Here is a 21280-nt window from a genome sequence, read left to right as displayed (position 1 = left end):
TAGGAGCCGGGCGGGTCGCCGCCGTTGCCCGCGGGTTGCGGCCCCGTTACCGATCCCTCACCGAGATCGCCTGATGGGGCGGTGTGCGAGGATCGAACACATGGGTTCCAGTGGGCGACGAGTGGGCAGGCCGCGCGCCGAGCAGCGGCCGGACAGCGGCCTCTCGCCGCGCGACGAACTGCTCGCCGCCGCCGCGGAGCTGTTCACGACACGGGGGTACGCGGCCACCACCACCCGGGCCGTCGCCGAGCGGGCGGGTATGCGCCAGGCGTCCATGTACCACTACGTGTCCGGCAAGGAGGAGCTCCTCGCCGCGCTCCTGGAGTCCACCGTCACGCCCTCGCTGGCCTTCGCCCGGCAGCTCCTCGCCGAGCACGACGCCCCCGCCGCGGACCGGCTCTGGGATCTGTGCCGCACGGACGTCGAGCTGCTCTGCGGCGGCTCGCACAACCTCGGCGGGCTCTATCTGCTGCCCGAGGTCCACTCGGAGCGTTTCGCCGGCTTCCACGCCGTACGGGCCGAACTCAAGGACGCCTACCGGCAGTTGCTCGCCGCGACCGAGGCGGGCGGCGCGCTCGCCAAGAGTGAGCTGGACCTTCGCACCGATCTGCTCTTCGGTCTCATCGAAGGGGTGATCCTCGTGCACCGCTCCGATCCCGAGCGACCCGTCTCGGCCTTCGCCGAAGCCACCGCGGACGCGGCCCTGCGCATCGCCGGAATCTGACCCGGAAGCCGGGCAGGAAATCGGGTCGGAACCCGGCCCCCAGGCGGTCTCTCACCCCTTCTGATGAGGGGTTTTCGTATGCCCGTACGCGGTCACGCACCGTGTGCGAATGATGTCGCTGCGTGTAAATGGGGCAGAGCGTACTCCTGTCGCGAGGGTGATTTCAGGTGCTTGCTGAATATGACACGGCGATGATCCGGTCGGACTAAGCTCGCCCGCAGCGCACCAAGTTGGGGTGTATTCGTGCGCTTGTTCCAAAAGATACTGAAGATCCAGTTTGATTCGCAGATAAACCCCCAGCAAGTTCCCCGACCTTCAGCCGATTTGTCTCAGAGGGCATACATGGTGAGTGTTCAATCGCCTCCCGGTGGCCGTGAACTTCCCTACGCGCGCGTGCTGCTGCTGCCGGCGATACTGATGGCCGCGGTGACCGGGACCGGTGTCGCCCTGGTGACGGGGTCGGCCCGGATCGCCGTCGGCTTGTGCGGAGCAGGCGCGACTCTCCTGGTGATCGCGGTCGCGGCCGTCGCGGTGCGCCGCGGCCGTATGGTCCGTGACCTGCGTGCCGAGCACGCTCGGAGGACCGCCTGCCTGGAGCAGCGGATCGCTGCCCACGACCAGGAGTTCACCCGGCTGGGCACGGAGATCCTGCCTGCCGCGCTGTACCGCCTGCAGTGCGGAGAATCCCCCGACGAGGTGATTCGCAATGAAATCGACGGCGACGCCGAGTGGGGCGAACTCCCCAAGTCGCAGCGCGACTTGGTGCACATGGTGCTCGAGATCGTCGACCGTGAGGAAGCGCTGCGCGACTCCTCGCAGCGGTCCTTCGTCAACATCGCCCGGCGTGTCCAGGCGATCGTCCACCAGCAGAACAAGGAACTCCGGGAGATGGAGGAGGACCACGGGCGCAACCCCGAGGTCTTCGACGACCTCCTGCGCATCGACCACGGCACCGCGCTGATCGGCCGCCTAGCCGACTCCATCGCCGTCCTCGGCGGCAGCCGTCCCGGACGTGTGTGGCCCAAGCCCGTGCCGCTGTACAGCGTGCTGCGTGGCGCGATGTCCCGCATCCTGGACTACCGGCGCATCGAGCTGCACTCGATCGCCAAGGCCAACGTCAACGGCGTCTCCGTCGAACCGGTCATCCACGCCTGCGCCGAACTCCTCGACAACGCGACGCGCTACTCGCCGCCGCACACCAAGGTGCACGTCACCGCCGTCGAGGTACAGACCGGCATCGCCATCGAGATCGAGGACGGCGGCGTCAGCCTCAGCGAGGAGTCCCGCGCCAAGGTCGAGGACATGCTCGCCAAGGCCCAGGCAAGCGTCGACCTGCAGGAACTCGGCGACAGTCCGCGTCTCGGCCTCGCCGTCGTCGGCCGTCTGTCGACGATGTACAAGATGCACATCGCGCTCCGGCAGTCCGCGTACGGCGGGGTCCGCGCCGTGATCGTCGTACCGCGCGACATGCTCAGCATCGAGCCCGCTCCCGGACTCGCCCACGGCATCGGCGCAGCCGCCGTGCCCACCATGGACACCGGTGGTGTCGAAGGCCCCAACCGCAAGCCCAAACGCCGTCGCCCCACCACCGGACCGCGGGTCCCGAGCTCCGCGGAGGAGATGGACCCGGGCATGGAGGACGACGTCCCCGTCGTCACCGAGTGGACGCCGAACGGCCTGCCGCAGCGCCGCAGCCGGATGAAGACCCCGCTCAGCCAGCGGATGGCCGAGGCCGCCGCCGCGGAGGCCGCGGCCGAGGCCGCCATGGCCGCCGCGCCCGTGTGGCAGCCCGAGCCCGAACCGGCGAAGGAGCTGCCCCCGCCCGGCATGTGGGTCGAGGCGTTCATGGCCGGCCTCAAGCGCGACCCGGACCCGAACGCCTTCACCCGGAACCCGGACGACCCGACGGCGTCCACCGCTTCCACCGTGAACAACGAGCCGGCCCGCACCGACGCCGACGACGAAGGGGATCTCAAGTGATCCAGCAGCGAGCCAACTTCGACTGGATGCTCAAGGACCTGGCCGACGGCGTACCCGGCATCCAGCAGATCGTCGTGCTCTCCGCCGACGGCCTGCGGATCGCCCGCTTCGGCGGCGACCCGGACACCGCCGACCGCGTCGCCGCGGCCTGCGCGGGCCTGCAGAGTCTGGCCGGGGCCGTCGCCGGCGAGATCCCGCAGAGCGACGGCCAGATGCGGATGGTCATCATCGAGATCAACGGCGGCTACTTCTACCTGATGGCCGCCGGGTCCAACGCCTATCTCGCGGTGCTCGCCAACGAGACCGCGGAGCCCGGGCTGATGAGCAACCGCATGCGCGACCTCGTCGACCGGATCGGCTCCCATCTCACCAGTCCGCCGCGGCGGAACGGGCAGACCGTATGACGCCTCCGCAACGCCGACGGCGCAAACCCAAGCAGGAGCAACCTCCCCCGCCGGCCGTGGAAGGGCCCCAGGCCGGTGCGGGGGACCGCCCACCCGAGCGGCTGTACATCCTCACCGGCGAGGACTGCGAGCGGGCTCCCATCGACCTCGTCACGTTAATCGTGGCGCGCGCCGATCCGCCGCACTCCGCCGCGCCGGAGCAGTCGGCGCTGCTCCGGATCTGTCAGGCCCCGCTGTCCGTGGCCGAGATCTCGGCCTATCTCAACCTGCCGATCAGCGTGGTGACCGTCCTGCTCACCGAGCTGCTGACGGCCGAACTCGTACAGGCACGCGCACCGGTCGTCAGGCAGGCGCGGGCCGACCGTTCCCTCCTCGAAGCGGTGATGCATGGACTTCAAAAACTCTGACACCATCACGGGGCCACGGACCGAGGACCACCTGCCGGGCACCGCGCAGGCCGCCGTGAAGATCGTGATCGTGGGCGGTTTCGGCGTCGGAAAAACGACCATGGTGGGCTCCGTCAGCGAGATCAAGCCGCTGACGACCGAGGAGACCATGACGCAGGCCGGCATCGGAGTCGACGACAACTTCGGCTCCAAGTCCAAGACGGCCACCACCGTGGCCATGGACTTCGGCCGCATCAGCGTCACGGACGAGCTGGTGCTCTACCTCTTCGGCACCCCCGGCCAGGAGCGCTTCTGGTTCCTGTGGAACGGGCTGTTCGAGGGCGCGCTCGGCGCGGTCGTCCTGATCGACACCCGTCGGCTGGAGGTCAGCTTCGACGTGATGGGACGCCTGGAGGAGCGCGGCGTGCCCTTCGTCGTCGCGGTCAACGACTTCCCCGACGCACCCCGGTACGCCGTCGAGGAGCTGCGCCAGGCGCTCGACCTGGCCGAGGAGATCCCGATCATCCGCTGCGACGTGCGGCGCCGGGCCTCCAGCCGGGACGTCCTGATGACCCTCATGCGCTTCCTGCACTCCCTGACGATGACGGGGGCGTCGACATGAGCCCGGTACCGGTTCGACCGGTTCCCTGAACCGCACGCCGTACGAGTCCCCAGGGCCGGGAGCCGTGTCGTCCCGCACGGAGTCCCCTCCCGGTTTTCACCAACTCCCCAGACACCGGATCCACTTCAGCTCGGAGCGATCATCGTGACTGAATCCCACTCCCTGACCGGTACGGACGACCCCTCGCTCGGTCCGCCCCCCGGTTGCCCCGCCCACGGCAAGGGCCCCGGCGGCCTGCGCCGGCTGTACGGCCCCGAGGCGGAGGACCTGGGAGCCGTGTACGAGAAACTCCGCGCCGAACACGGCGCGGTGGCCCCCGCGCTGCTCCACGAGGACGTGCCGATCTGGGTGGTGCTCGGCCACGGCGAGAACATGCACATGGTGCGCACCCCCTCGCAGTACAGCCGTGACACCCGGTTGTGGACCGCCCTGCAGGACGGCACGGTCAAGCCGGACCACCCGCTCATGCCGATCATCGCCTGGCAGCCCATCTGCTGCCACGCCGAGGGCGACGAACACCTGCGGCTGCGCGGAGCGGTCACCAGCGCCATGTCGACCATCGACCACCGGGGCATCCGCCGTCACATCAACCGCGCGACCCAGCACCTCGTCAACAAGTTCTGCGAGGAGGGCAGGGCCGACCTGGTCGCGCAGTTCGCCGAGCACCTGCCGATGGCGGTGATGTGCGAGATCTTCGGCATGCCCGACGAGTACAGCGACCGGATCGTGCACGCCGCTCGCGACATGCTCAAGGGCACCGAGACCGCCATCGCGAGCAACGCGTACATCATGGACGTACTGACACGGCTCACCGTCCGCCGCCGGGCCGAACCCAAGGGCGACTTCACCAGCCGGCTGATCAACGACCCGGCGCAGCTCAACGACGAGGAGGTCGCCCAGCACCTGCGCGTCGTCCTGATCGTCGCGTACGAGGCGACCGCCAACCTTCTCGCCAACGTACTGCGGGTCGTGCTCACCGACCCGGGGTTCCGCGCCCAGCTCAACGGCGGCCAGATGACGGTGCCACAGGCGGTCGAGCAGTCCCTGTGGGACGAGCCGCCGTTCAGCACCATCCTCCCGTACGTCGCCAAGCAGGAGACCGAGCTGGGTGGCCGGCGCATCCGCAAGGGCGACGGCCTCATCCTCGGTATGGAACCGGGCAACGTCGACCCGCGCGTCCGTCCCGACCTCAAGGCCAACATGCAGGGCAACCGCTCCCACCTCGCCTTCAGCGGTGGTCCCCACGAGTGCCCGGGCCAGGACATCGGCCGGGCCATCGCCGACGTCGGCGTCGACGCGTTGCTGACCCGCCTTCCGGACGTCCAGCTCGACTGCGAAGAGCACGAGCTGCGCTGGCGGGCGTCCATCTCGAACCGGCACCTGGTGGAACTGCCGGTGAGGTTCGCGCCCAAGCCCCAGCAGGACGTCATGGCGCGGCCCGCGTACGCCGTGCCGTCACAGAATCCCAGCGACTGGCAGGTCAGCAGGCCTCAGCCGCAGACGGCGGCTCCGGAGCCCGTTGCTCCGGCCCCTGCCCAGACGCCGACGCCAACGCCCGAACCGGCCCCCCGACCGGGCGTGTTCCGGCGCCTCCAGCGCTGGTGGCGCGGCATGTGAGCCGACCGGGCACCGGGGCTACCCGGCGGCCCACTCGTCGTACGACGACCAGGCCCGCAACACGCGCGGGCTGACGAACCGGTGCTCGCACCCCGTGACCGGATCGGTGAACTCCAGTACCCGCGCCAGCAGTTGGAGCGGACGCCGGAAGTCACCGTCCGCCACGGGGGCGGTCACCACGGGATAGAGGGGATCGCCCAGGATCGGCACCCCCAACGCGCTCATGTGCACCCGGAGTTGGTGCGTCTGCCCGGTGCGGGGCTTCAGCCGATACCGGGCCAGCCCGTCCTCCCGCTGTTCCAGCAACTCCACGGCGCTGACGGCATTGGGCTCCCCCTCGACCTCGCGCGCCGCCATCACCCCACGCTCCTTCACGATCCGGCTGCGCACGGTGCGCGGCAGAGCGAGCGCCGGATCGTACGGGGCCACGGCCTCGTACTCCTTGGCGATGAGCCGGTCGCGGAACAGCGACTGGTACGCGCCGCGCTCCTCAGGGCGCACGGTGAACAGCACCAGCCCGGCGGTGAGCCGGTCCAGGCGGTGGGCGGCGCCCAGCGTGGGCAGGCCCAGCTCCCGGCGCAGCCGCGCGAGCGCGGTCTCCGCGACATGACTGCCGCGTGGTGTCGTGGCCAGGAAATGCGGCTTGTCGGCGACGACCACGTGCTCGTCGCGGTACACGACGTCCATCGCGAACGGCACCGGCACCTCGTACGGCAGCTCCCGGTGGAACCACACGAACATGCCCGGCACGTACGCCATGTCACGCGGCACGGCACGCCCGGCGGCGTCCACGATCAGCCCCGCGTCCAGCATCCCGTCGATCACGCCCGCCTCGACCGCGAGCCGCTCCACCAGATGATCACGCACGGTCGCCCACGCCGCCCCCGGAGGCAGCTTCACCCGCACCGGATCGACCCCGCCACGTTGTGGCAGGGGAGAGGGAGGGATCGGGCTTCTGCGTCTCATCACGATCAAGCGTACGAGCCGCCCTCCGCCGACGTCCCAGGAGGCGTCCTGGCAGTCGGAGTCAACAGCAGGGGGCGTGCACGTCCTGATCGGGCGACCGTCCAGATGTGAGTGCAACACGTTCACGCCCGGATCAAAGACGGCCACTTCCGGTCTGGACGTAACTGCGATGTGATAGAAGCTGTACCGCCGAAGGCGGCACGTCCTGCTCGCGCCATCGTGGAAGGGGAGCCCGTGCCGCCACCCGTCCTGGCCCCTCCCGCCGCGGCCGCCACTGCCTCGGCCCTCTTGGAGCACGCCCGTGAGTGGGCACGCCAACAGCGCAGACGGAGATGTCCTCCCAGGACCTCGTGAAGCACCGATCGGCCACCGATTCCCCGGCTTCTCGCTGCGAGAGCGGGCAGCCCGTCCACGCCTCACCCGCGTTGGCGAACTCCGGCGCCATAGACATGGAGGACTCAATGCTCGCCATGATCCCGACGTACGCGGAGCCCACCCCACCGGCTGAAAGCCCATACGCTCAGCGGATCGAGGAGTATGTCCGCTCACTCGGAGAGAGCCTCGGACTGGCAGAGACACGGGCCGGTCGGAAGCGACTGGAAGCAGGCTACGGGAAATTTGTTGCCTGGACCTATCCGGAAGCCTCGTTCGAGGACCTCTGCCTCTGCGCGGAATGGCTTTTCGTCACCTTCATCCTGGACGACCTGCACACGCTGAAGGTCTACGACGATCCCGAAGCCTGGGCTCCGGTCCACCGACGCCTGATGGGCATCATCGACACCGGGAAGGACCCTGCCCCCGCACGGGAGCAAACTCCTTTCACCGAGGCGCTCACGGACCTGTCCATACGCACCGGCAAAAGGCTCTCGCCGACGCTTCGCGGACGACTGAACCGGCACCTGGATTTATTTTTCCAGGGATTCACCGAAGAATCCAGGAATCGGTTCCGCGGAACTCCCCCCGGGATTGAAAGTTTCACCCAGACCAGGCGCTTGTCGGTAGGAATGGAGTTCGGCTTCGATCTGGTCGAACTCAGCCAGGGCACGGAGGTACCCGAAGGCGTCTATGATTCGGCCTTGTTCAGGGAGATCATCGACGCTGCGAGCGATGTGGTCGCCTGGCAGAACGACTTGCACTCGGTTCGTCTGGACGACATGCGTGGAGATTTCCACAACGTTGTCATCGTCATGAAGCATTCCAGCGGAATATCGCTGCAGGAAGCCATCCGCTTGGCCGTCGCCAAGGTTCAGGGGCGAGTTGCCGACTTCCTGGCCGCCGAAGCACGGCTCCGGCCCTTCCTGAAGAGCCGTGGGGTGCCGCCCACCACCCGTGACGAGATTCTGCAGGTCACAGCCGGAATGCGGCAGTGGACGAACGGATGCCTGCACTGGTATGGGAACACCACCCGCTACGCAATCCCCACCGCCTCGGACGCGTCGGACCAACAGCATGCCCACCTGGAGGCGATGCTCCCGAGCCAGGATCTTGCCTACCGGCACAGTTACGGGTGACCGGCAGGGAATGCGCCCGGCCTCCTCGGTGCCGGCCCGCACGATGCTCCCGCCCCGTCGATGCGACCAAGAGTGGCTCGGGGCACTGGCTCGTCAAAATCCTGGATCGACAAGAAGGGCCAACACGCCATGGCAACGGACCTTGAAGGAATCACACGGGCGCCGGGGGCACTGCCGGTCGTCGGGCATCTGCTTCCCCTGATCCGTGACCCGCTGCGGTTCCTGAAAACCCTTCCCTCCTATGGTGACTTGGTACAGATACGGCTGGGTCCGCAAACGGCCGTCGTGGTCTGTCGGCCCGAGCTCGTCCAGGAAGTCCTCCTGCACGACCGCACGTACGACAAGGGCGGACCCCTCATCGAGCGGATCGGGAACGCGCTCGGGGACGGCCTCGCCGCGTGCCCCCACAGCGCCCATCGGCGGCAGCGACGCACCTTGCAGCCGGCCTTCTCCCGCGCTTGCCTGCGCGAATACGCCGCCATCATGACCCAGCAGATCGACACGCTGGCCATCGACTGGGGCGACGGACAGCCCATCGATGTGGCCGAGCAGATGTACACGTTCGCGAGCGACACCATTGCCCGGACACTGTTCACGGCTGAATCCGCGGGACCCGCCATAGACACCGTCAAGGAATGTCTGCCGGGTATCTTCCGAGGTATCTACCAGCAGGCCGTCTTCCCGCCGTTACTGAACCGTCTGCCGCTCCCCTCGAACGTGCGCTACGAGCGGGCACGCAACCGGGCATGGGCCGAGGTCAGCAAGACCATCAGCTCGTACCGGCAGGACGACGAGAGCCACGGCGATGTGCTGTCGATGCTCCTCAAGACGCGGGACGACGCAGGAAACGGGCTCGGCGACACCGAGATCCACGCTCAGATCATGACCCTGCTCGTCGCCGGCATCGAATCCACCGCGGTGGCTCTCACCTGGGCTCTACATCTCCTGTGCCAACACCCTGATGTGCAAGAGCGGTTGCGCACCGAGACAGCCAAGGTTCTCGGCACTCGAACCGCCACGTGGGACGACCTTCCCCAGCTCGACCTGGCACGCCGGGTCATCACGGAGACGCTGCGCATCTACCCTCCCGGATGGATCCTGACGCGAACGACCGCCACCGAAACCCGGCTGGCGGACGCCCTGATCCCCGCCGAGACCACCCTCATCTACAGCCCGTATCTCATCCACCACGACGCACGATTCAATCCGCGCCCGAGCGATTTCGATCCCGACCGGTGGCTTCCTGAGCAGAAACACGTACGCGGCGCCTTCATTCCGTTCGGCGGCGGTGCGCGCAAGTGCATCGGTGACAACTACGCGATGACCCTGGCGACGCTCGCCCTGGCCACGATCGTGGCCCAGTGGCGCCTGACGAGTGTTGACGATCAACCGCCGCACATCGAACCGCGTATGACCCTGACCCCTCACGGGGTCCGGGTCCGAGCGGAGTGCCTGCAGACAGAGACAGTGCCTGACTGACGGCGCATTGCCGGCCTCTGTCAGGTTGGCCTGATCGAGGGATCGATCGAGGGTCTGATCGACGGCCTGGAGAAGCGGGCTCGGCCGGAGCCTTCACGGCTTCGGCCGAGCCCGCACGGACCGGACGCCAGGCAGGGCGATCAGCTGGACTCCGCGGGCACTGCCAGCGGTACCTCTTCCTCCACAGCGCGCCCTCGATGCGCCCCCAGCCACCGGTACAGGCATCCCAGTCCCACCGTGACCAGCAAGAACAGCACGGTGAACCACTGGAAGTACCAGTGCCCGCCCGCCGGGTCGTACACCTCGGCCCGGGGCCAGGCCAGGTTGACCGTCATGAACAGGCCGTAGAGGAGGGCCAGCGCGTTGACGGGGACGCCCCAGCGGCCGAGGGAGAAGAGCGGGCGGCCCGTCTCGTCGGTGCCCTCGACCGTGAAGTCGCCGCGCAGGCGCCGCCACAGCAGGGGGCCGGTGACCATCGCGTACGCGAGGTACAGCATCACGATGCAGGTGGTGCCGATGGCCAGGAAGGCCTCCGGCGAGGCGAAGTTGAGGAGCAGCAGGGCCGCGGCGAGGGTACCGACGACCAGGGCGGGGGCGCTCGGCATACCGGTGCGCGGGTTGACCTTCGCCAGGCGCCCGGAGAAGGGCATCTGGCCGTCGCGGGCCATGGAGAAGAGCATCCGGCAGGCCGACGTCTGGATCGCGAGGGTCGCGACCGCGATGGCGATGACCACGTCCACGAGCAGGGCCCGGCCCACGCCGTCGCCCAGGCTGCTGGTGAGGACGTAACTCAGGCCCTCGACGCCGAGCCGGCCGTCGGTGAGGCTGGGCGCGGCGAGCAGACCGCCGAGGATGATCAGGCCGCCGAGCAGCCCCGCGGCACCGAGCGCGGTGAGGATCGTGCGGGGCGCGGTGCGCCGGGGATGGTGCGTCTCCTCGCTCATCTCGCCCGCGCTGTCGAAGCCGATCATCACGTACGCCGCCGTGAACGACCCCACGAGCAGCGCCCCGACCAGGCCCGACTCGGCGGCCGTGCCGGTGTGGAAGGTGATGCCGGGGGTGCGCTCGGAGTGGGTGAACAGGAGCACGATGATCAGGGCGGCGCCGATGATCTCGGCGGTCACACCGATGCGGTTGATCAGGGACATCACCCGGTTGTCGATGACGTTCACGAACGTCGTCAGGACCAGCAGGAGCACGCCCAGGACCGCCGCGTTGGCCGCGCCGCTCGCCGACGTGGGCGCCGGGTCGTCGCCGATCAGCTGGAAGCCGGACCAGATCGCGGGCATGACCACCTGCAGCGCGAGCGCCGCGGCGGCGACCACCACGATCTGTCCGATCACCATGATCCAGCCGGCGAACCAGCCGAAGGTGAGGTTGGAGAGCCGGGACGACCACTGGTAGATGGCGCCGGAGATCGGATAGCGCGCGGCCAGCTCGGCGAAGCACGCGGCGACCAGCATCTGGCCGATCAGCACGGCGGGCCAGGCCCAGAAGAAGACGGGACCGCCGAACGCGTACCCGAAGGCGAAGAACTGGAAGACGGTCGTCAGGACGGAGATGAAGGAGAAGCCGGCGGCGAACGAGGCGTACCGGCCCAGGCTGCGATGCAGCTCCTGGCGGTAGCCGAACTCCGCGAGGGAGCGGTCGCCGGTCGACTCCGGCGGATCGGGGCGTACGTCGGAGGGGGCGGTAGTGGTCACGGCGGCGGCACCTGCCTTCGGCGCAGGGGAGCGGGATCCTGGCGGCGACTGAGGAACTCCGCGGCGGAATTCCTGTCGGGTGACAGAAATTAGGGAGAGCCTGTTTCGCCCGCATGACGCGACCATGTCGAGGCCGGGCCTAAGTCCTCACGCCCTTGCGCCGGACCCTGAATCGCGATACATCGTGTGTATTGACGCTCGCCGTCAAGACGCGATATGTTCGGCCACGGATATTCGTGTACGAGGATATGAGTGGTGATCCCGGTGGCGATCAAGCGCCGCAAGCTCGGCAACCCCCTGGCGCTGGCCGTCATGGTGCTGCTCACCGAGCGGCCGATGCATCCGTACGAGATCGCCCAGACCCTGCGCAGCCGCGGCAAGGACGCGAGCCTGAAGATCAACTACGGCTCGCTCTACACGGTCGTGCAGAACCTGGAGAAGCACGGATTCGTCGAGGTCGCCGAGGTGCAGCGGCAGGGCAACCGTCCCGAGCGCACGCTCTACGGCATCACGGACGCCGGGCGCGAGGAGGCGACGGAGTGGCTGTCGGACCTGCTCTCCGTCCCGGCCCGTGAGTTCCCGATCTTCGAGGCCGCCCTCTCGCTGATGGCGGTGATCCACCCCGACGAGGTGGCGAGGCTGCTGACCGAGCGGCTCAAGGTGCTGGAGGTGCAGGCGGCCAGCGCCCGCGGCGGCCTCACGAAGCTGTACGAGACGCTGCCGCGGATCTTCCTCGTCGAGAGCGAGTACCAACTGCACATGGTCGAGGCGCAGGCCGAGTGGGTCCGCGGATTCCTGCGGGAGCTGCGGTCCGGCGCGCTCGACGGGATCAAGGAGTGGCGGAGCTTCCACGAGACCGGGGAAGTACCGCCCGAATTCGAGGAGTTGGAGGCCCGCCACGTCGACCAGGAGTGAATCACTTCGACCAGGAGTGAAGCAGTAGCAAGAAGAACAGACCCCGGCAGAGCTGTTGCACCAGCTCCGCCAGGGTCTCGAACCCCGAGCCGACTCCGCGGTGAGGCAGGCCAGGCGATCGAGGTGCGGCACACCCAGGATAGCCCGGCGCTCTTCACGTGGATCGGCCGTCATCCGCTCACCCAGGAGAGCAGTCGTCATGAGCACCCGTGCGCCCGCAGTGCAGGCGCGTCAGCTGATCAAGACCTACCCCGGCGAGGTCACCGCCCTCAGCGGCATGGACCTCACCGTCGAGGCAGGCACCGTCTTCGGACTCCTCGGCCCGAACGGCGCCGGCAAGTCAACCACCGTCAAGATCCTCACCACCCTCGCGCGCCCCGACTCGGGTACCGCCACGGTCGCGGGCCACGACGTCCTGCGCCACCCGGACCGGGTGCGCCGCGCGATCGGCGTGGTCGCCCAGAAGTCCGGCGCCGACCCGGTGGCCACCGGCCGCGAGAATCTCCAACTCCAGGGCAGGCTCTACGGGTTGAAGGGCGCGGCCCTCCGTCGACGGGTGGACGAGCTGCTGGCCCGCTTCCACCTCACGGACGCGGCCGGCCGCCAGGTCAAGGGTTACTCCGGAGGCATGCAGCGCCGCCTCGACGTCGCTCTCGGCCTCGTCCACCGGCCCGAGGTCCTCTTCCTCGACGAGCCGACGACCGGCCTCGACCCCGAGGCGCGCACCGCGATGTGGGACGAGATCGCCCGCCTCGCCGGCGACGAGGGCCTGACCATCCTGCTCACCACGCACTACCTGGAAGAGGCCGACCGTCTCGCCGGGCACATCGCGATCGTCGACCGCGGCCGAGTCGTCGTCGAGGGCACGCCGGACGCCCTCAAGGGCGAACTCCGCGGCGACGCCGTCCACGTGGAACTGCGCCACCCGGTCGGCGAGGCCGGCCGTACGCTCCTGACGGGCGCCCTCACCGCCCTGCCCGGCGTGTACGAGGCACTCCTCGACGGCCGCCGCATCAGCGTCCGCGCCGAGGACGGGGCCGCGGCCGTGCCCGCCCTGCTCGCCGCCCTGGAACGCGCCGGGGTCGCCGTCAGCGCCGCCACCGTCGCCCGCCCGTCGCTCGACGACGTCTATCTGCGCTACGCGGGCCGCCGCTACGGCGAAGCCGAGGCCGCGGCAGCGGTATCGGCCGGGGGCTCCGACGACCTCGCCCTCACGGGAGGCACCCGATGAGCATCAACGCCCTCACCCAGACCTGGTACATGACACAGCGCCAGCTGACGGCGGTGCTGCGCCAGCCCGCGTACGTCGTGATGATGCTGATCCAGCCCGCGATCTGGCTCTTCCTGTTCGGCAACCTCTTCAAGGAGGTCGTCGAGCTCGGTGGCTTCGGCACGACCAGCTATCTCGACTACCTCGTGCCGGGCATCGTCGTGATGAGCGCGCTCAGCTCCAACATGTGGGCCGGCATGGGCACGTTGGAGGAGATCGAGCGCGGCACGCTCAACCGGTTCCTGACCACTCCGGTCGGCCGCGGCGCCCTGATGAACGCCAACGTCGTGCAGCAGGCGCTCACCACGGCCGTGCAGTCCCTGCTGATCATCCTGCTCGGCAAGCTCGGCGGCGCGGACTATCCCGGCGGGGCCGCGGGCCTGCTCGTCCTCGTCGTCGCGGCCTCACTGCTAGGCACGGTCTTCGGCGCCTTCTCGAACGCGCTCGGCATGCTGGTGCGCCAGCGGGAGTCGATCATCGGCATCAACACCTTCCTGCTGCTGCCGCTGACCTTCCTCTCCTCCGCCTTCATGGCCCCGTCCCAGATGCCCGGCTGGATGCGCACCATCGCCGACTACAACCCGCTCAACTGGGCGATGGTGGCGGGCCGTTCAGCAATGTCGGACAACCCGGACTGGTCCGTAGTGCTGACCAGGAGCGGAGCACTCCTGGCCCTGGCGGTGACGGCGGTGTGGCTGTCGATCCGCACGTTCAGGGCGTACCAGCGCTCGGTGTAGCCCCTTGGGGGGCGGTCGCTCTGTGGCCGCGCCCCTTCAGGGGCGCGGGGCTGTGACATTCTGCGGCTCCGCCGCGTGGGCGCGACCAGCCCAGGCGGACCCGCAGTCGACAACCAAACCCTGGGAGCGGAACCCTAGGAAACCGGCGGAGCCTCCTGCTCCGCCTCGACCTGCGCGTTCCAGTCCCGCTTCGCGGCCTGCCACCCGTCCTCGTTGTGCCCCAGCCGCCAGTACCCGGAGATGGACAGATCCTCGCGGGCGACCTCGTGCTCGACGCGGAGCAGCCGCCGAAGCTCCTTCACGAAGGCGGCCTCACCGTGCACGAACGCGTGCACCCGGCCCTCGGGGAACGAAAGGCCCCGTACGGCCTCGACCAGCGCCTCACCGATGGGCCGGTCGCCGCGGTGCAGCCAGACGACCTCCACGTCGGAGTCGATCTTCTGCTCCTCCTCGGGCCCCGAGACCTCCACGAAGGCGTGCACCCGCGCACCGTCGGGCATCGCCTCCAGCGAGGCGGCGATCGCGGGCAGCGCGCTCTCGTCACCGGCCAGCAGATGCCAGTCCGCCCCGGCGTCGGGGGCGTACGCACCGCCGGGGCCGAGGAACCGGACGATCTCGCCGGCCTGGACGCGTGTCGCCCACGGCCCGGCGAGGCCCTCGTCGCCGTGGATCACGAAGTCGAGTGTCAGCTCGTGCAGTTCGGGGTCCCAGGCGCGCACCGTGTACGTGCGCGTCACGGGCCACTGGTCGCGCGGGAACTCCTCGCGGATCCGGGCGATGTCGAAGGGCTCCGGATAGGTCACGCCCTCGGCGCCGAACAGCAGCTTGACGTAGTGGTCGGTGCTCGTGCCCGCGGTGAATTCGGCGAGGCCGTCGCCGCCGAGGACGACACGTTGCATATGCGGCGTGAGTCGCTCCGTGCGGATCACGCTCGCGGCGTGGGGCTTGGGGGCCCTCCGTGCCGGACGCTCTGCCATGACAGCCTCCCGAAGTTCGCTTAGGCTTACCTAAGTTAGCACCTCACCGTCCACTGGCGCCCCCTTCTTGAGAACCCGATTACCGTTTCGTGGGAATCGAATTGCTGCTTCACCCGTGGAGTGTCGTCAGCAGTCGCGCCAGCGAACCACCCAGGCCCCAGCGTGTCGCGAGCTCCTCCAGAGCTGCCGGATCGCGCGGCGTGCGGGGCAGAGCGGTGGTTACGTCCGGCAAGGGTACGTCTCCGGCCACCCGGACGACTTTGGGCGCGACGGCGACGTACGGCCGGGACTCGTCGAGACGCTTGCGCTGGGACGGTGTGAGCTTGGCCTTGGGGTCGTCGACCGCGGCCATGATCCCGACCAGGTCGCCGAACTCGGCCAGCAGCTTGGAGGCCGTCTTCTCGCCGATGCCCGGCACCCCCGGCAGACCGTCGCTCGGGTCGCCGCGCAGCAGCGCCAGGGTCGCGTACCCCGCGCCGTCGACGCCGTACTTCTCGCGCAGCCAGGCCTCGTCCGTGATCTGGAGCATGCCGACACCCTTGAGCGGGTACAGCACGCGCACCTCCCGCTTGTCGTCGACCAGTTGGTACAGGTCGCGGTCGCCGGTGACGATGTCGACCGGGCCCGTGGCGCGGCCGGTGAACGTCCCGATCACGTCGTCCGCCTCGTACCCCTCGACGCCCACGCGCGCGATGCCCAGCGCGTCCAGGACCGCCTCGATGACCGGCACCTGGGGCGAGAGGGTGTCGGGCACCTCCTCCTCGTCCGGGCCGGTCTCGGTCTCCTGGGCGACGCGATGCGCCTTGTAGGAGGGGATCAGGTCGACCCGCCACTGGGGCCGCCAGTCCGCGTCCATGCAGGCGACCAGGTCGTCCGGATGGTGGTCCTTCACCAGCCGGTCGATGAACTCCAGCAGGCCCCGCACGGCGTTCACCGGTGTGCCGTCCGGGGCCCGTACGGAATCCGGGACCCCGAAATAGGCTCGGAAGTACAGGGAGGCGGTGTCGAGGAGCATCGTTCGCCGGGGCTGCTGCGTCTGCTGCGTCACGCCTCGCATCATGCCGTACGCCGCTGACAGTCACCGGTAGTCACCGGCCGGCGCGGAGAGTGGGCGAAAACGAGTGCCCGCACCGTCCGGATGTAAACGCCTTGTGAACTGGGACACGGTCGCGTTTGCGCCATCGAGGCGGGGGCAGGCGCCGAGCCGGAGCGAACCCGGTCGCATTTTCAACCACATCTGACATATGCGCACCGGACGAGCGGGCGGAACCCGCGTCGCTCCACGGCCCGCCGGCGGGGGAGGCGGGCCGTCTTCGTTCGACCCGAGAGGTACTTGTGTCATCCAGGCTGCAGGCGGAACAGCTCTACAAAGTGTTCGGCAGACGACCCGGCGAGGCGGTCGAGCGACTGCGCGGGGGAGCCGACCGTGAGGAACTGCGCGCGGACGGCACCACGGCCGCGGTGATCGACGCGTCGTTCACCGTCGAACCGGGCGAGATCTTCGTCGTCATGGGCCTGTCGGGGTCCGGCAAGTCCACGTTGCTGCGCATGCTCAACGGGCTCCTCGAGCCGACCGCGGGACGTGTGGTCTTCGACGGGCAGGACCTGACCGCGCTCAACGACCGCGAGATGCGCGAGGTCCGCTCCAGGAAGGTCAGCATGGTCTTCCAGCACTTCGCGCTCTTCCCGCACCGCAGCGTCCTGGAGAACGCCGCGTACGGCCTCGAGGTGCAGGGCGTGCCGCGCGCCGAGCGTGAGGAGCGTGCCACCAAGGCCCTGGTGCTGGCCGGACTCGCCGGCTGGGAGACGTCCTGGCCCGACGAGCTGTCCGGCGGTATGCAGCAGCGCGTGGGCCTCGCCCGGGCGCTCGCCACCGACGCCGACCTGCTGCTGATGGACGAGTCCTTCAGCGCGCTCGACCCGCTGATCCGCCGCGACATGCAGGACCAGCTGATCGAGCTGCAGAAGAAGCTCAAGAAGACCATCGTCTTCATCACCCACGACCTCAACGAGGCCATGCGCCTGGGCGACCGCATCGCCGTCATGCGCGACGGCAGCATCGTCCAGATCGGCACCGCCGAGGACATCCTCGTCCGCCCCGCGAACGACTACGTCGCCTCCTTCACGAAGGACGTCGACCGCTCCCGGGTCCTCACCGCGTCCTCTGTCATGGACACGGAACTGCGCGGCGACGAGGCCGACTGCAACTGTGAGACCGCCAGGCCCGACTCCTCGTTCGGCGACCTGTGCGCCATCAGCGCGCGGCTGACGCACCCCGTGGCGGTCGTCGACAAGAAGGGCAAGCTGCTCGGTGTCGTACCCCGGCAGCGGCTCGTCGGCTTCCTCGGCGACGAACAGGGCGAACCAGTGCCCTGCGACACACCGCGCGACAAGAGCGTCAAGGCGGTGAAGGCCGGTGCCTAGGATCCCCTTCGGCGACTGGGTCAACGACACGGTCGACTGGCTGCTCAACCACATGGCGTGGCTCTTCGACTTCCTGAAGACCGTCTTCCAGGGCACCTACGACGTCATCAACGACGTCCTCCAGGCGCCCGAACCCCTTCTCCTCGCGGGCATCTTCGCGGTCATCGCGTTCTGGCTGCGCGGCACGTCCGCCGGTGTCCTCGCCTTCGTGGGATTCGCCTTCATCGACTCCCTCGAACTGTGGGAGAACGCGATGGTGACCCTGTCGCTGGTCCTGGTGGCGACGATCATCGCGCTCGTCATCTCCGTGCCCGTCGGGATCTGGGCGGCACGCTCGGACCGCGTCAGCGGCATCGTCCGCCCCGTGCTCGACCTCATGCAGACGATGCCCGCGATGATCTACCTCATCCCGGCGATCCTGTTCTTCGGCACCGGCGGACCCGCGGGCATCGTGGCCACCCTGATCTTCGCCCTGGCACCCGGCGTCCGTATGACGGAACTGGGCATCCGCCAGGTCGACAAGGAGCTGGTCGAGGCCGCCGACGCGTTCGGCACCACCCCCCGCAACATCCTGCTGCGCGTCCAGCTGCCGCTGGCGCTGCCCACCGTCATGGCCGGCGTCAACCAGGTCATCATGCTGGGCCTGTCCATGGCCGCCATCGCGGGCATGGTCGGCACCGGCGGCCTCGGCGGCGACGTGAACGAGGCGATCGGCCAGCTCAACGTCGGCCTCGGCGCCGAGGCGGGCATAGCCATCGTCATCCTCGCCATCTACCTGGACCGCATGACCAGCGCCCTGGGCACCCAGGTCTCGCCGCTCGGCCGCCGAACCGCCGCCAAGCTGCGTGCCGCACAGGGCCTGCAGATCTGGTCCTACCGCCCCCGGCCCTCCGTTGCCGTCATCGGCGTCGTCGTGCTCGCGCTCGTCGCGGGCGGCATGGGCATCTTCGGCTCCGGCGACAGCGAGACCACCGCGTCCGACGGCGGGAACGTCGGCCAGGGCAAGAAGGTCAGCATCGGCTACATCCCCTGGGACGAGGGCGTCGCCTCCACCTTCCTCTGGAAGGAGATCCTGGAGCAGCGCGGCTTCGAGGTCGAGACCAAGCAGTTCGACGCCGGCCCGCTCTACACCTCGCTCGCCCAGGGCGACATCGACTTCCAGACCGACTCCTGGCTGCCGGTCACCCACGAGCAGTACTGGAAGAAGTACGGCAAGCAGCTCGACGACCTGGGCTCCTGGTACGGCCCGACGTCCCTGGAACTGAGCGTGCCCGCCTACATGAAGGGCATCGACTCCCTGGAGGACCTCAAGGGCAAGGCGGGCGAGTTCGACGGCAAGATCACCGGCATCGAGTCCAGCGCCGGAATGATGGGCCTCCTCAAGACCAAGGTCCTCAAGGAGTACGGGCTCGACAAGGAGTACAAGGTCGTCGACAGCTCCACGCCGGCGATGCTGGCCGAGCTGAAGCGCGCGTACGCCAAGAAGGAGCCGTTCGTCGGCACGCTCTGGTCGCCGCACTGGGCGTACAGCGAGTACAAGATGAAGAAGCTCAAGGACCCGAAGGTGGCCTGGGGCAAGGGCGACGGCGTGCACACGCTCTCCCGCAAGGGCTTCGCGCAGGACAACCCGGTCGTCGCCAAGTGGCTCAAGAGCTTCAAGATGACCGAGAAGCAGCTCACCAGCCTTGAGGCGGACATCAACAAGGCCGGCAAGGGCAAGCAGCAGGACGCCGTACGCACCTGGCTGAAGAGCAACCCCGGTGTCGTCGACAAGCTGGCCCCGGTCGAGAAGTCGTCCTCCGGCACCCCGGCCGAGGCGAAGCGCACGGTCGACGTCGCCTGGTTCCCCTGGGACGAGGACGTCGCCGTCACCTACCTGTGGAAGGACGTCCTGGCCCGGCGCGGCTACAAGCTGAACCTGAAGCAGATGGACGTCGGCCCGGTCTACACAGGCCTGGCCACCGGTGACATCGACCTCAACTTCGACGCCTGGCTGCCGTACGCGCAGGCGAACTACTGGGACAAGCACAAGAACAACCTGCGCGACCTCGGCACCTGGTACGAGCCGACCTCCCTGGAGATCGCGGTGCCCTCGTACGTGAAGGACGTCAAGTCCCTCGCGGACCTCAAGGGCAAGGGCGATCTCTTCAACGGGAAGATCATCGGCATCGAACCGGGCACCGGCGAGATGAACCTCGCCAAGACGAAGGTCCTGCCCGGCTACGGCCTGGACAAGGAGTACGAGATCGTCGACGGCTCCACGCCCGCGATGCTGGCCGAGCTGAAGCGCGCGTACGCCAAGAAGGAGCCCGTCGCCGTCACGCTCTGGTCGCCGCACTGGGCCTACAGCGAGTACGAGCTGACGAAGCTCGCGGACCCGAAGAAGACGTTCGGTGAGGGCAACACGATCCGGACCATCTCCAGCAAGAAGTTCCCCGAGCAGTACCCGCAGCTCACGAAGTGGATCAAGAACTTCAAGATGAGCGAGGACGAGCTCGGCAGCCTGGAGAGCGAGATCAAGGACCGCGGTCAGGGCCAGGAGGAGGAAGCCGTCTCCGCGTGGCTCAAGGAGCACCCGGACATGGTGGAACGGATGACTCCGCAGTAGACACGTCCCCAGTGGGGACCCCCGCGAGGGGTGGGCAGCGCCGAACGGCGAGGCCCACCCCTCGCGGCGTTTCCTGTGCATACGACCCGGGCAAGGGCCACGCCGGCTTTCCGGCGCCGTCCGCACGCCCCGACGGCCGCGCCGGCTCTCCCACCGGCGCGAACCGTGACGGGCGGTCACGCGATCGGTGCGGCGATGTTTACAGCGATGTGACGGGCGCATGAAACGGTTTGCCGAACACCCGTAGGGTGCAGACAAGACATCAGGAACTCGCGAGAAATTGGCGTGTACGTACAACGAACGTGCCGCCACCGCACCGCACCGCACGCATGCACCGAGCAGCGCACCGACGACGCACAGGGGGGAGCCGAGGCGATGGACGAAAACAAAGAGACCCTTCGAGTGGGCGCGGCCGTCAGGCGGCGGCGCCGGGCACTGGAGCTCACCCTCGCCGTCGTCGCCGAGCGCAGCGGCCTGTCGGTGCCGTTCCTGAGCCAGGTCGAGAACGAGCGGGCGCGGCCCAGCATGCGTTCCCTCCAGCGGGTCGCGGACGCCCTGCACACCACCTGTGTCGAGCTCCTCGCCGCCGCCGACCCGGCGCGCAGCGTCGACGTGGTGCGCGCGGACGACTCCGAGTTCACCCATGAGCCCCGAGTGCGCCCCCTGGTGCGCGGTCACCACCAGTTGCACGCAATGGAGTTCTCCGGCGACCACGACGCCGGCCGCGAATTCCAGCACCGCAACGACGAGTTGATGTACGTGGCCGACGGCGCCGTCGAGGTCGAGGCGGAGGGCCGCGCGTACCGGCTGGGACGCGGCGACACACTGCACCTGACAGGCGGCGTACGGCACCGGTGGCGGGCGACCGACGCGGAGACGCGCGTGCTCATCGTCGCGGTCGCGGACCACATCGAGGCCGTGGAGGACGATCCACGCCGATGACCGTCATCCGGAGTA

The 21280-nt window shown here is 68.7% G+C and carries 18 protein-coding genes; 14 read left to right on the top strand and 4 right to left on the bottom strand.

The window, feature by feature from the left end; translation table 11 throughout:
- The first annotated feature begins 100 nt into the window (after positions 1-100).
- The 6 genes from AOK17_RS20275 (at position 101) to AOK17_RS20250 (ending at position 5733) form a co-directional block, all read left to right on the top strand.
- Positions 101-724, top strand: a complete 624-nt coding sequence (locus AOK17_RS20275; RefSeq protein ID WP_055613921.1) for a TetR/AcrR family transcriptional regulator — start codon at positions 101-103, stop codon at positions 722-724.
- A 342-nt stretch (positions 725-1066) separates the two neighbouring features.
- Entirely contained in the window at positions 1067-2704 is a 1638-nt protein-coding gene (locus AOK17_RS20270) for an ATP-binding protein (RefSeq protein ID WP_055613920.1), read from the top strand.
- Entirely contained in the window at positions 2701-3108 is a 408-nt protein-coding gene (locus AOK17_RS20265; RefSeq protein ID WP_055613919.1) for a roadblock/LC7 domain-containing protein, read from the top strand. The genes AOK17_RS20270 and AOK17_RS20265 overlap by 4 nt, the downstream gene beginning before the upstream one ends.
- On the top strand, positions 3105-3515 hold the full coding sequence (locus AOK17_RS20260; RefSeq protein WP_055613918.1) for a DUF742 domain-containing protein: 411 nt from the start codon (positions 3105-3107) through the stop codon (positions 3513-3515). Before AOK17_RS20265 ends, AOK17_RS20260 begins: the two co-directional genes overlap by 4 nt.
- Positions 3496-4116: a GTP-binding protein gene (locus tag AOK17_RS20255; RefSeq protein ID WP_055613917.1), complete on the top strand. Its 621-nt coding sequence runs from the start codon at positions 3496-3498 to the stop codon at positions 4114-4116. The genes AOK17_RS20260 and AOK17_RS20255 overlap by 20 nt, the downstream gene beginning before the upstream one ends.
- Positions 4117-4257: 141 nt before the next feature.
- Positions 4258-5733: a cytochrome P450 gene (locus AOK17_RS20250; RefSeq protein WP_055613916.1), complete on the top strand. Its 1476-nt coding sequence runs from the start codon at positions 4258-4260 to the stop codon at positions 5731-5733.
- 18 nt (positions 5734-5751) lie between these two features.
- Here AOK17_RS20250 and AOK17_RS20245 read toward each other — a convergent pair whose 3' ends face one another.
- Positions 5752-6699 (bottom strand): RluA family pseudouridine synthase, encoded by a 948-nt coding sequence (locus AOK17_RS20245; RefSeq protein WP_079053160.1) that lies wholly within the window; start codon positions 6697-6699, stop codon positions 5752-5754.
- Positions 6700-7160: 461 nt separating this feature from the next.
- Here AOK17_RS20245 and AOK17_RS20240 point away from each other — a divergent pair, with 461 nt between their 5' ends.
- Positions 7161-8210: a terpene synthase family protein gene (locus AOK17_RS20240; RefSeq protein WP_157881363.1), complete on the top strand. Its 1050-nt coding sequence runs from the start codon at positions 7161-7163 to the stop codon at positions 8208-8210.
- Positions 8211-8339: 129 nt separating this feature from the next.
- Positions 8340-9689, top strand: a complete 1350-nt coding sequence (locus tag AOK17_RS20235) for a cytochrome P450 (RefSeq protein ID WP_055613913.1) — start codon at positions 8340-8342, stop codon at positions 9687-9689.
- A 140-nt stretch (positions 9690-9829) separates the two neighbouring features.
- Here AOK17_RS20235 and AOK17_RS20230 read toward each other — a convergent pair whose 3' ends face one another.
- Positions 9830-11392: an amino acid permease gene (locus AOK17_RS20230; RefSeq protein ID WP_055613912.1), complete on the bottom strand. Its 1563-nt coding sequence runs from the start codon at positions 11390-11392 to the stop codon at positions 9830-9832.
- A gap of 264 nt (positions 11393-11656) precedes the next feature.
- Between AOK17_RS20230 and AOK17_RS20225 the strand changes: the two genes are divergently transcribed.
- The 3 genes from AOK17_RS20225 to AOK17_RS20215 all read left to right on the top strand — a co-directional run bounded on the left by AOK17_RS20225 (position 11657) and on the right by AOK17_RS20215 (position 14314).
- Complete coding sequence (locus AOK17_RS20225) at positions 11657-12307, top strand: PadR family transcriptional regulator (RefSeq protein WP_107102450.1); 651 nt, start codon at positions 11657-11659, stop codon at positions 12305-12307.
- 199 nt (positions 12308-12506) lie between these two features.
- A complete protein-coding gene (locus tag AOK17_RS20220; protein ID WP_055613911.1) occupies positions 12507-13538 on the top strand; it encodes an ATP-binding cassette domain-containing protein in 1032 nt (343 codons plus the stop codon).
- Positions 13535-14314, top strand: coding sequence for an ABC transporter permease (locus AOK17_RS20215; protein WP_055613910.1), 780 nt, complete (start codon positions 13535-13537; stop codon positions 14312-14314). The genes AOK17_RS20220 and AOK17_RS20215 overlap by 4 nt, the downstream gene beginning before the upstream one ends.
- A gap of 134 nt (positions 14315-14448) precedes the next feature.
- Here AOK17_RS20215 and AOK17_RS20210 read toward each other — a convergent pair whose 3' ends face one another.
- Together AOK17_RS20210 and AOK17_RS20205 are read right to left on the bottom strand one after the other, a co-directional pair.
- Complete coding sequence (locus tag AOK17_RS20210) at positions 14449-15291, bottom strand: siderophore-interacting protein (RefSeq protein ID WP_055613909.1); 843 nt, start codon at positions 15289-15291, stop codon at positions 14449-14451.
- A 109-nt stretch (positions 15292-15400) separates the two neighbouring features.
- Positions 15401-16348 carry a 5'-3' exonuclease gene (locus tag AOK17_RS20205; protein WP_245697248.1) on the bottom strand — a complete coding sequence of 316 codons (948 nt, stop codon included), beginning with the start codon at positions 16346-16348 and terminating at the stop codon, positions 15401-15403.
- Positions 16349-16626: 278 nt separating this feature from the next.
- Here AOK17_RS20205 and AOK17_RS20200 point away from each other — a divergent pair, with 278 nt between their 5' ends.
- The 3 genes from AOK17_RS20200 to AOK17_RS20190 all read left to right on the top strand — a co-directional run bounded on the left by AOK17_RS20200 (position 16627) and on the right by AOK17_RS20190 (position 21265).
- Complete coding sequence (locus AOK17_RS20200) at positions 16627-17715, top strand: quaternary amine ABC transporter ATP-binding protein (protein ID WP_055613907.1); 1089 nt, start codon at positions 16627-16629, stop codon at positions 17713-17715.
- Complete coding sequence (locus AOK17_RS20195) at positions 17708-20323, top strand: ABC transporter permease/substrate binding protein (RefSeq protein WP_055613906.1); 2616 nt, start codon at positions 17708-17710, stop codon at positions 20321-20323. Before AOK17_RS20200 ends, AOK17_RS20195 begins: the two co-directional genes overlap by 8 nt.
- A gap of 375 nt (positions 20324-20698) precedes the next feature.
- Positions 20699-21265 (top strand): helix-turn-helix domain-containing protein, encoded by a 567-nt coding sequence (locus tag AOK17_RS20190; protein WP_055613934.1) that lies wholly within the window; start codon positions 20699-20701, stop codon positions 21263-21265.
- Positions 21266-21280: the final 15 nt, after the last annotated feature.

It is taken from the genome of Streptomyces phaeochromogenes (assembly GCF_001418655.1).
In the GTDB taxonomy this organism is placed as follows: domain Bacteria; phylum Actinomycetota; class Actinomycetes; order Streptomycetales; family Streptomycetaceae; genus Streptomyces; species Streptomyces phaeochromogenes.
The sequence above is the reverse complement of the archived record's forward strand: the minus strand, read 5'-3'. Positions and strand labels throughout refer to the sequence as shown.

What these genes read in the sequence shown, in the direction of transcription:
- AOK17_RS20275 (WP_055613921.1), top strand. Translation starts at nt 101, where the DNA reads ATGGGTTCCAGTGGGCGACGAGTGGGCAGGCCGCGCGCCGAGCAGCGG.
- AOK17_RS20270 (WP_055613920.1), top strand. Translation starts at nt 1,067, where the DNA reads ATGGTGAGTGTTCAATCGCCTCCCGGTGGCCGTGAACTTCCCTACGCG.
- AOK17_RS20260 (WP_055613918.1), top strand. Translation starts at nt 3,105, where the DNA reads ATGACGCCTCCGCAACGCCGACGGCGCAAACCCAAGCAGGAGCAACCT.
- AOK17_RS20255 (WP_055613917.1), top strand. Translation starts at nt 3,496, where the DNA reads ATGGACTTCAAAAACTCTGACACCATCACGGGGCCACGGACCGAGGAC.
- AOK17_RS20245 (WP_079053160.1), bottom strand. Translation starts at nt 6,699, where the DNA reads ATGAGACGCAGAAGCCCGATCCCTCCCTCTCCCCTGCCACAACGTGGC.
- AOK17_RS20240 (WP_157881363.1), top strand. Translation starts at nt 7,161, where the DNA reads ATGCTCGCCATGATCCCGACGTACGCGGAGCCCACCCCACCGGCTGAA.
- AOK17_RS20235 (WP_055613913.1), top strand. Translation starts at nt 8,340, where the DNA reads ATGGCAACGGACCTTGAAGGAATCACACGGGCGCCGGGGGCACTGCCG.
- AOK17_RS20220 (WP_055613911.1), top strand. Translation starts at nt 12,507, where the DNA reads ATGAGCACCCGTGCGCCCGCAGTGCAGGCGCGTCAGCTGATCAAGACC.
- AOK17_RS20215 (WP_055613910.1), top strand. Translation starts at nt 13,535, where the DNA reads ATGAGCATCAACGCCCTCACCCAGACCTGGTACATGACACAGCGCCAG.
- AOK17_RS20210 (WP_055613909.1), bottom strand. Translation starts at nt 15,291, where the DNA reads ATGGCAGAGCGTCCGGCACGGAGGGCCCCCAAGCCCCACGCCGCGAGC.
- AOK17_RS20205 (WP_245697248.1), bottom strand. Translation starts at nt 16,348, where the DNA reads ATGCGAGGCGTGACGCAGCAGACGCAGCAGCCCCGGCGAACGATGCTC.
- AOK17_RS20190 (WP_055613934.1), top strand. Translation starts at nt 20,699, where the DNA reads ATGGACGAAAACAAAGAGACCCTTCGAGTGGGCGCGGCCGTCAGGCGG.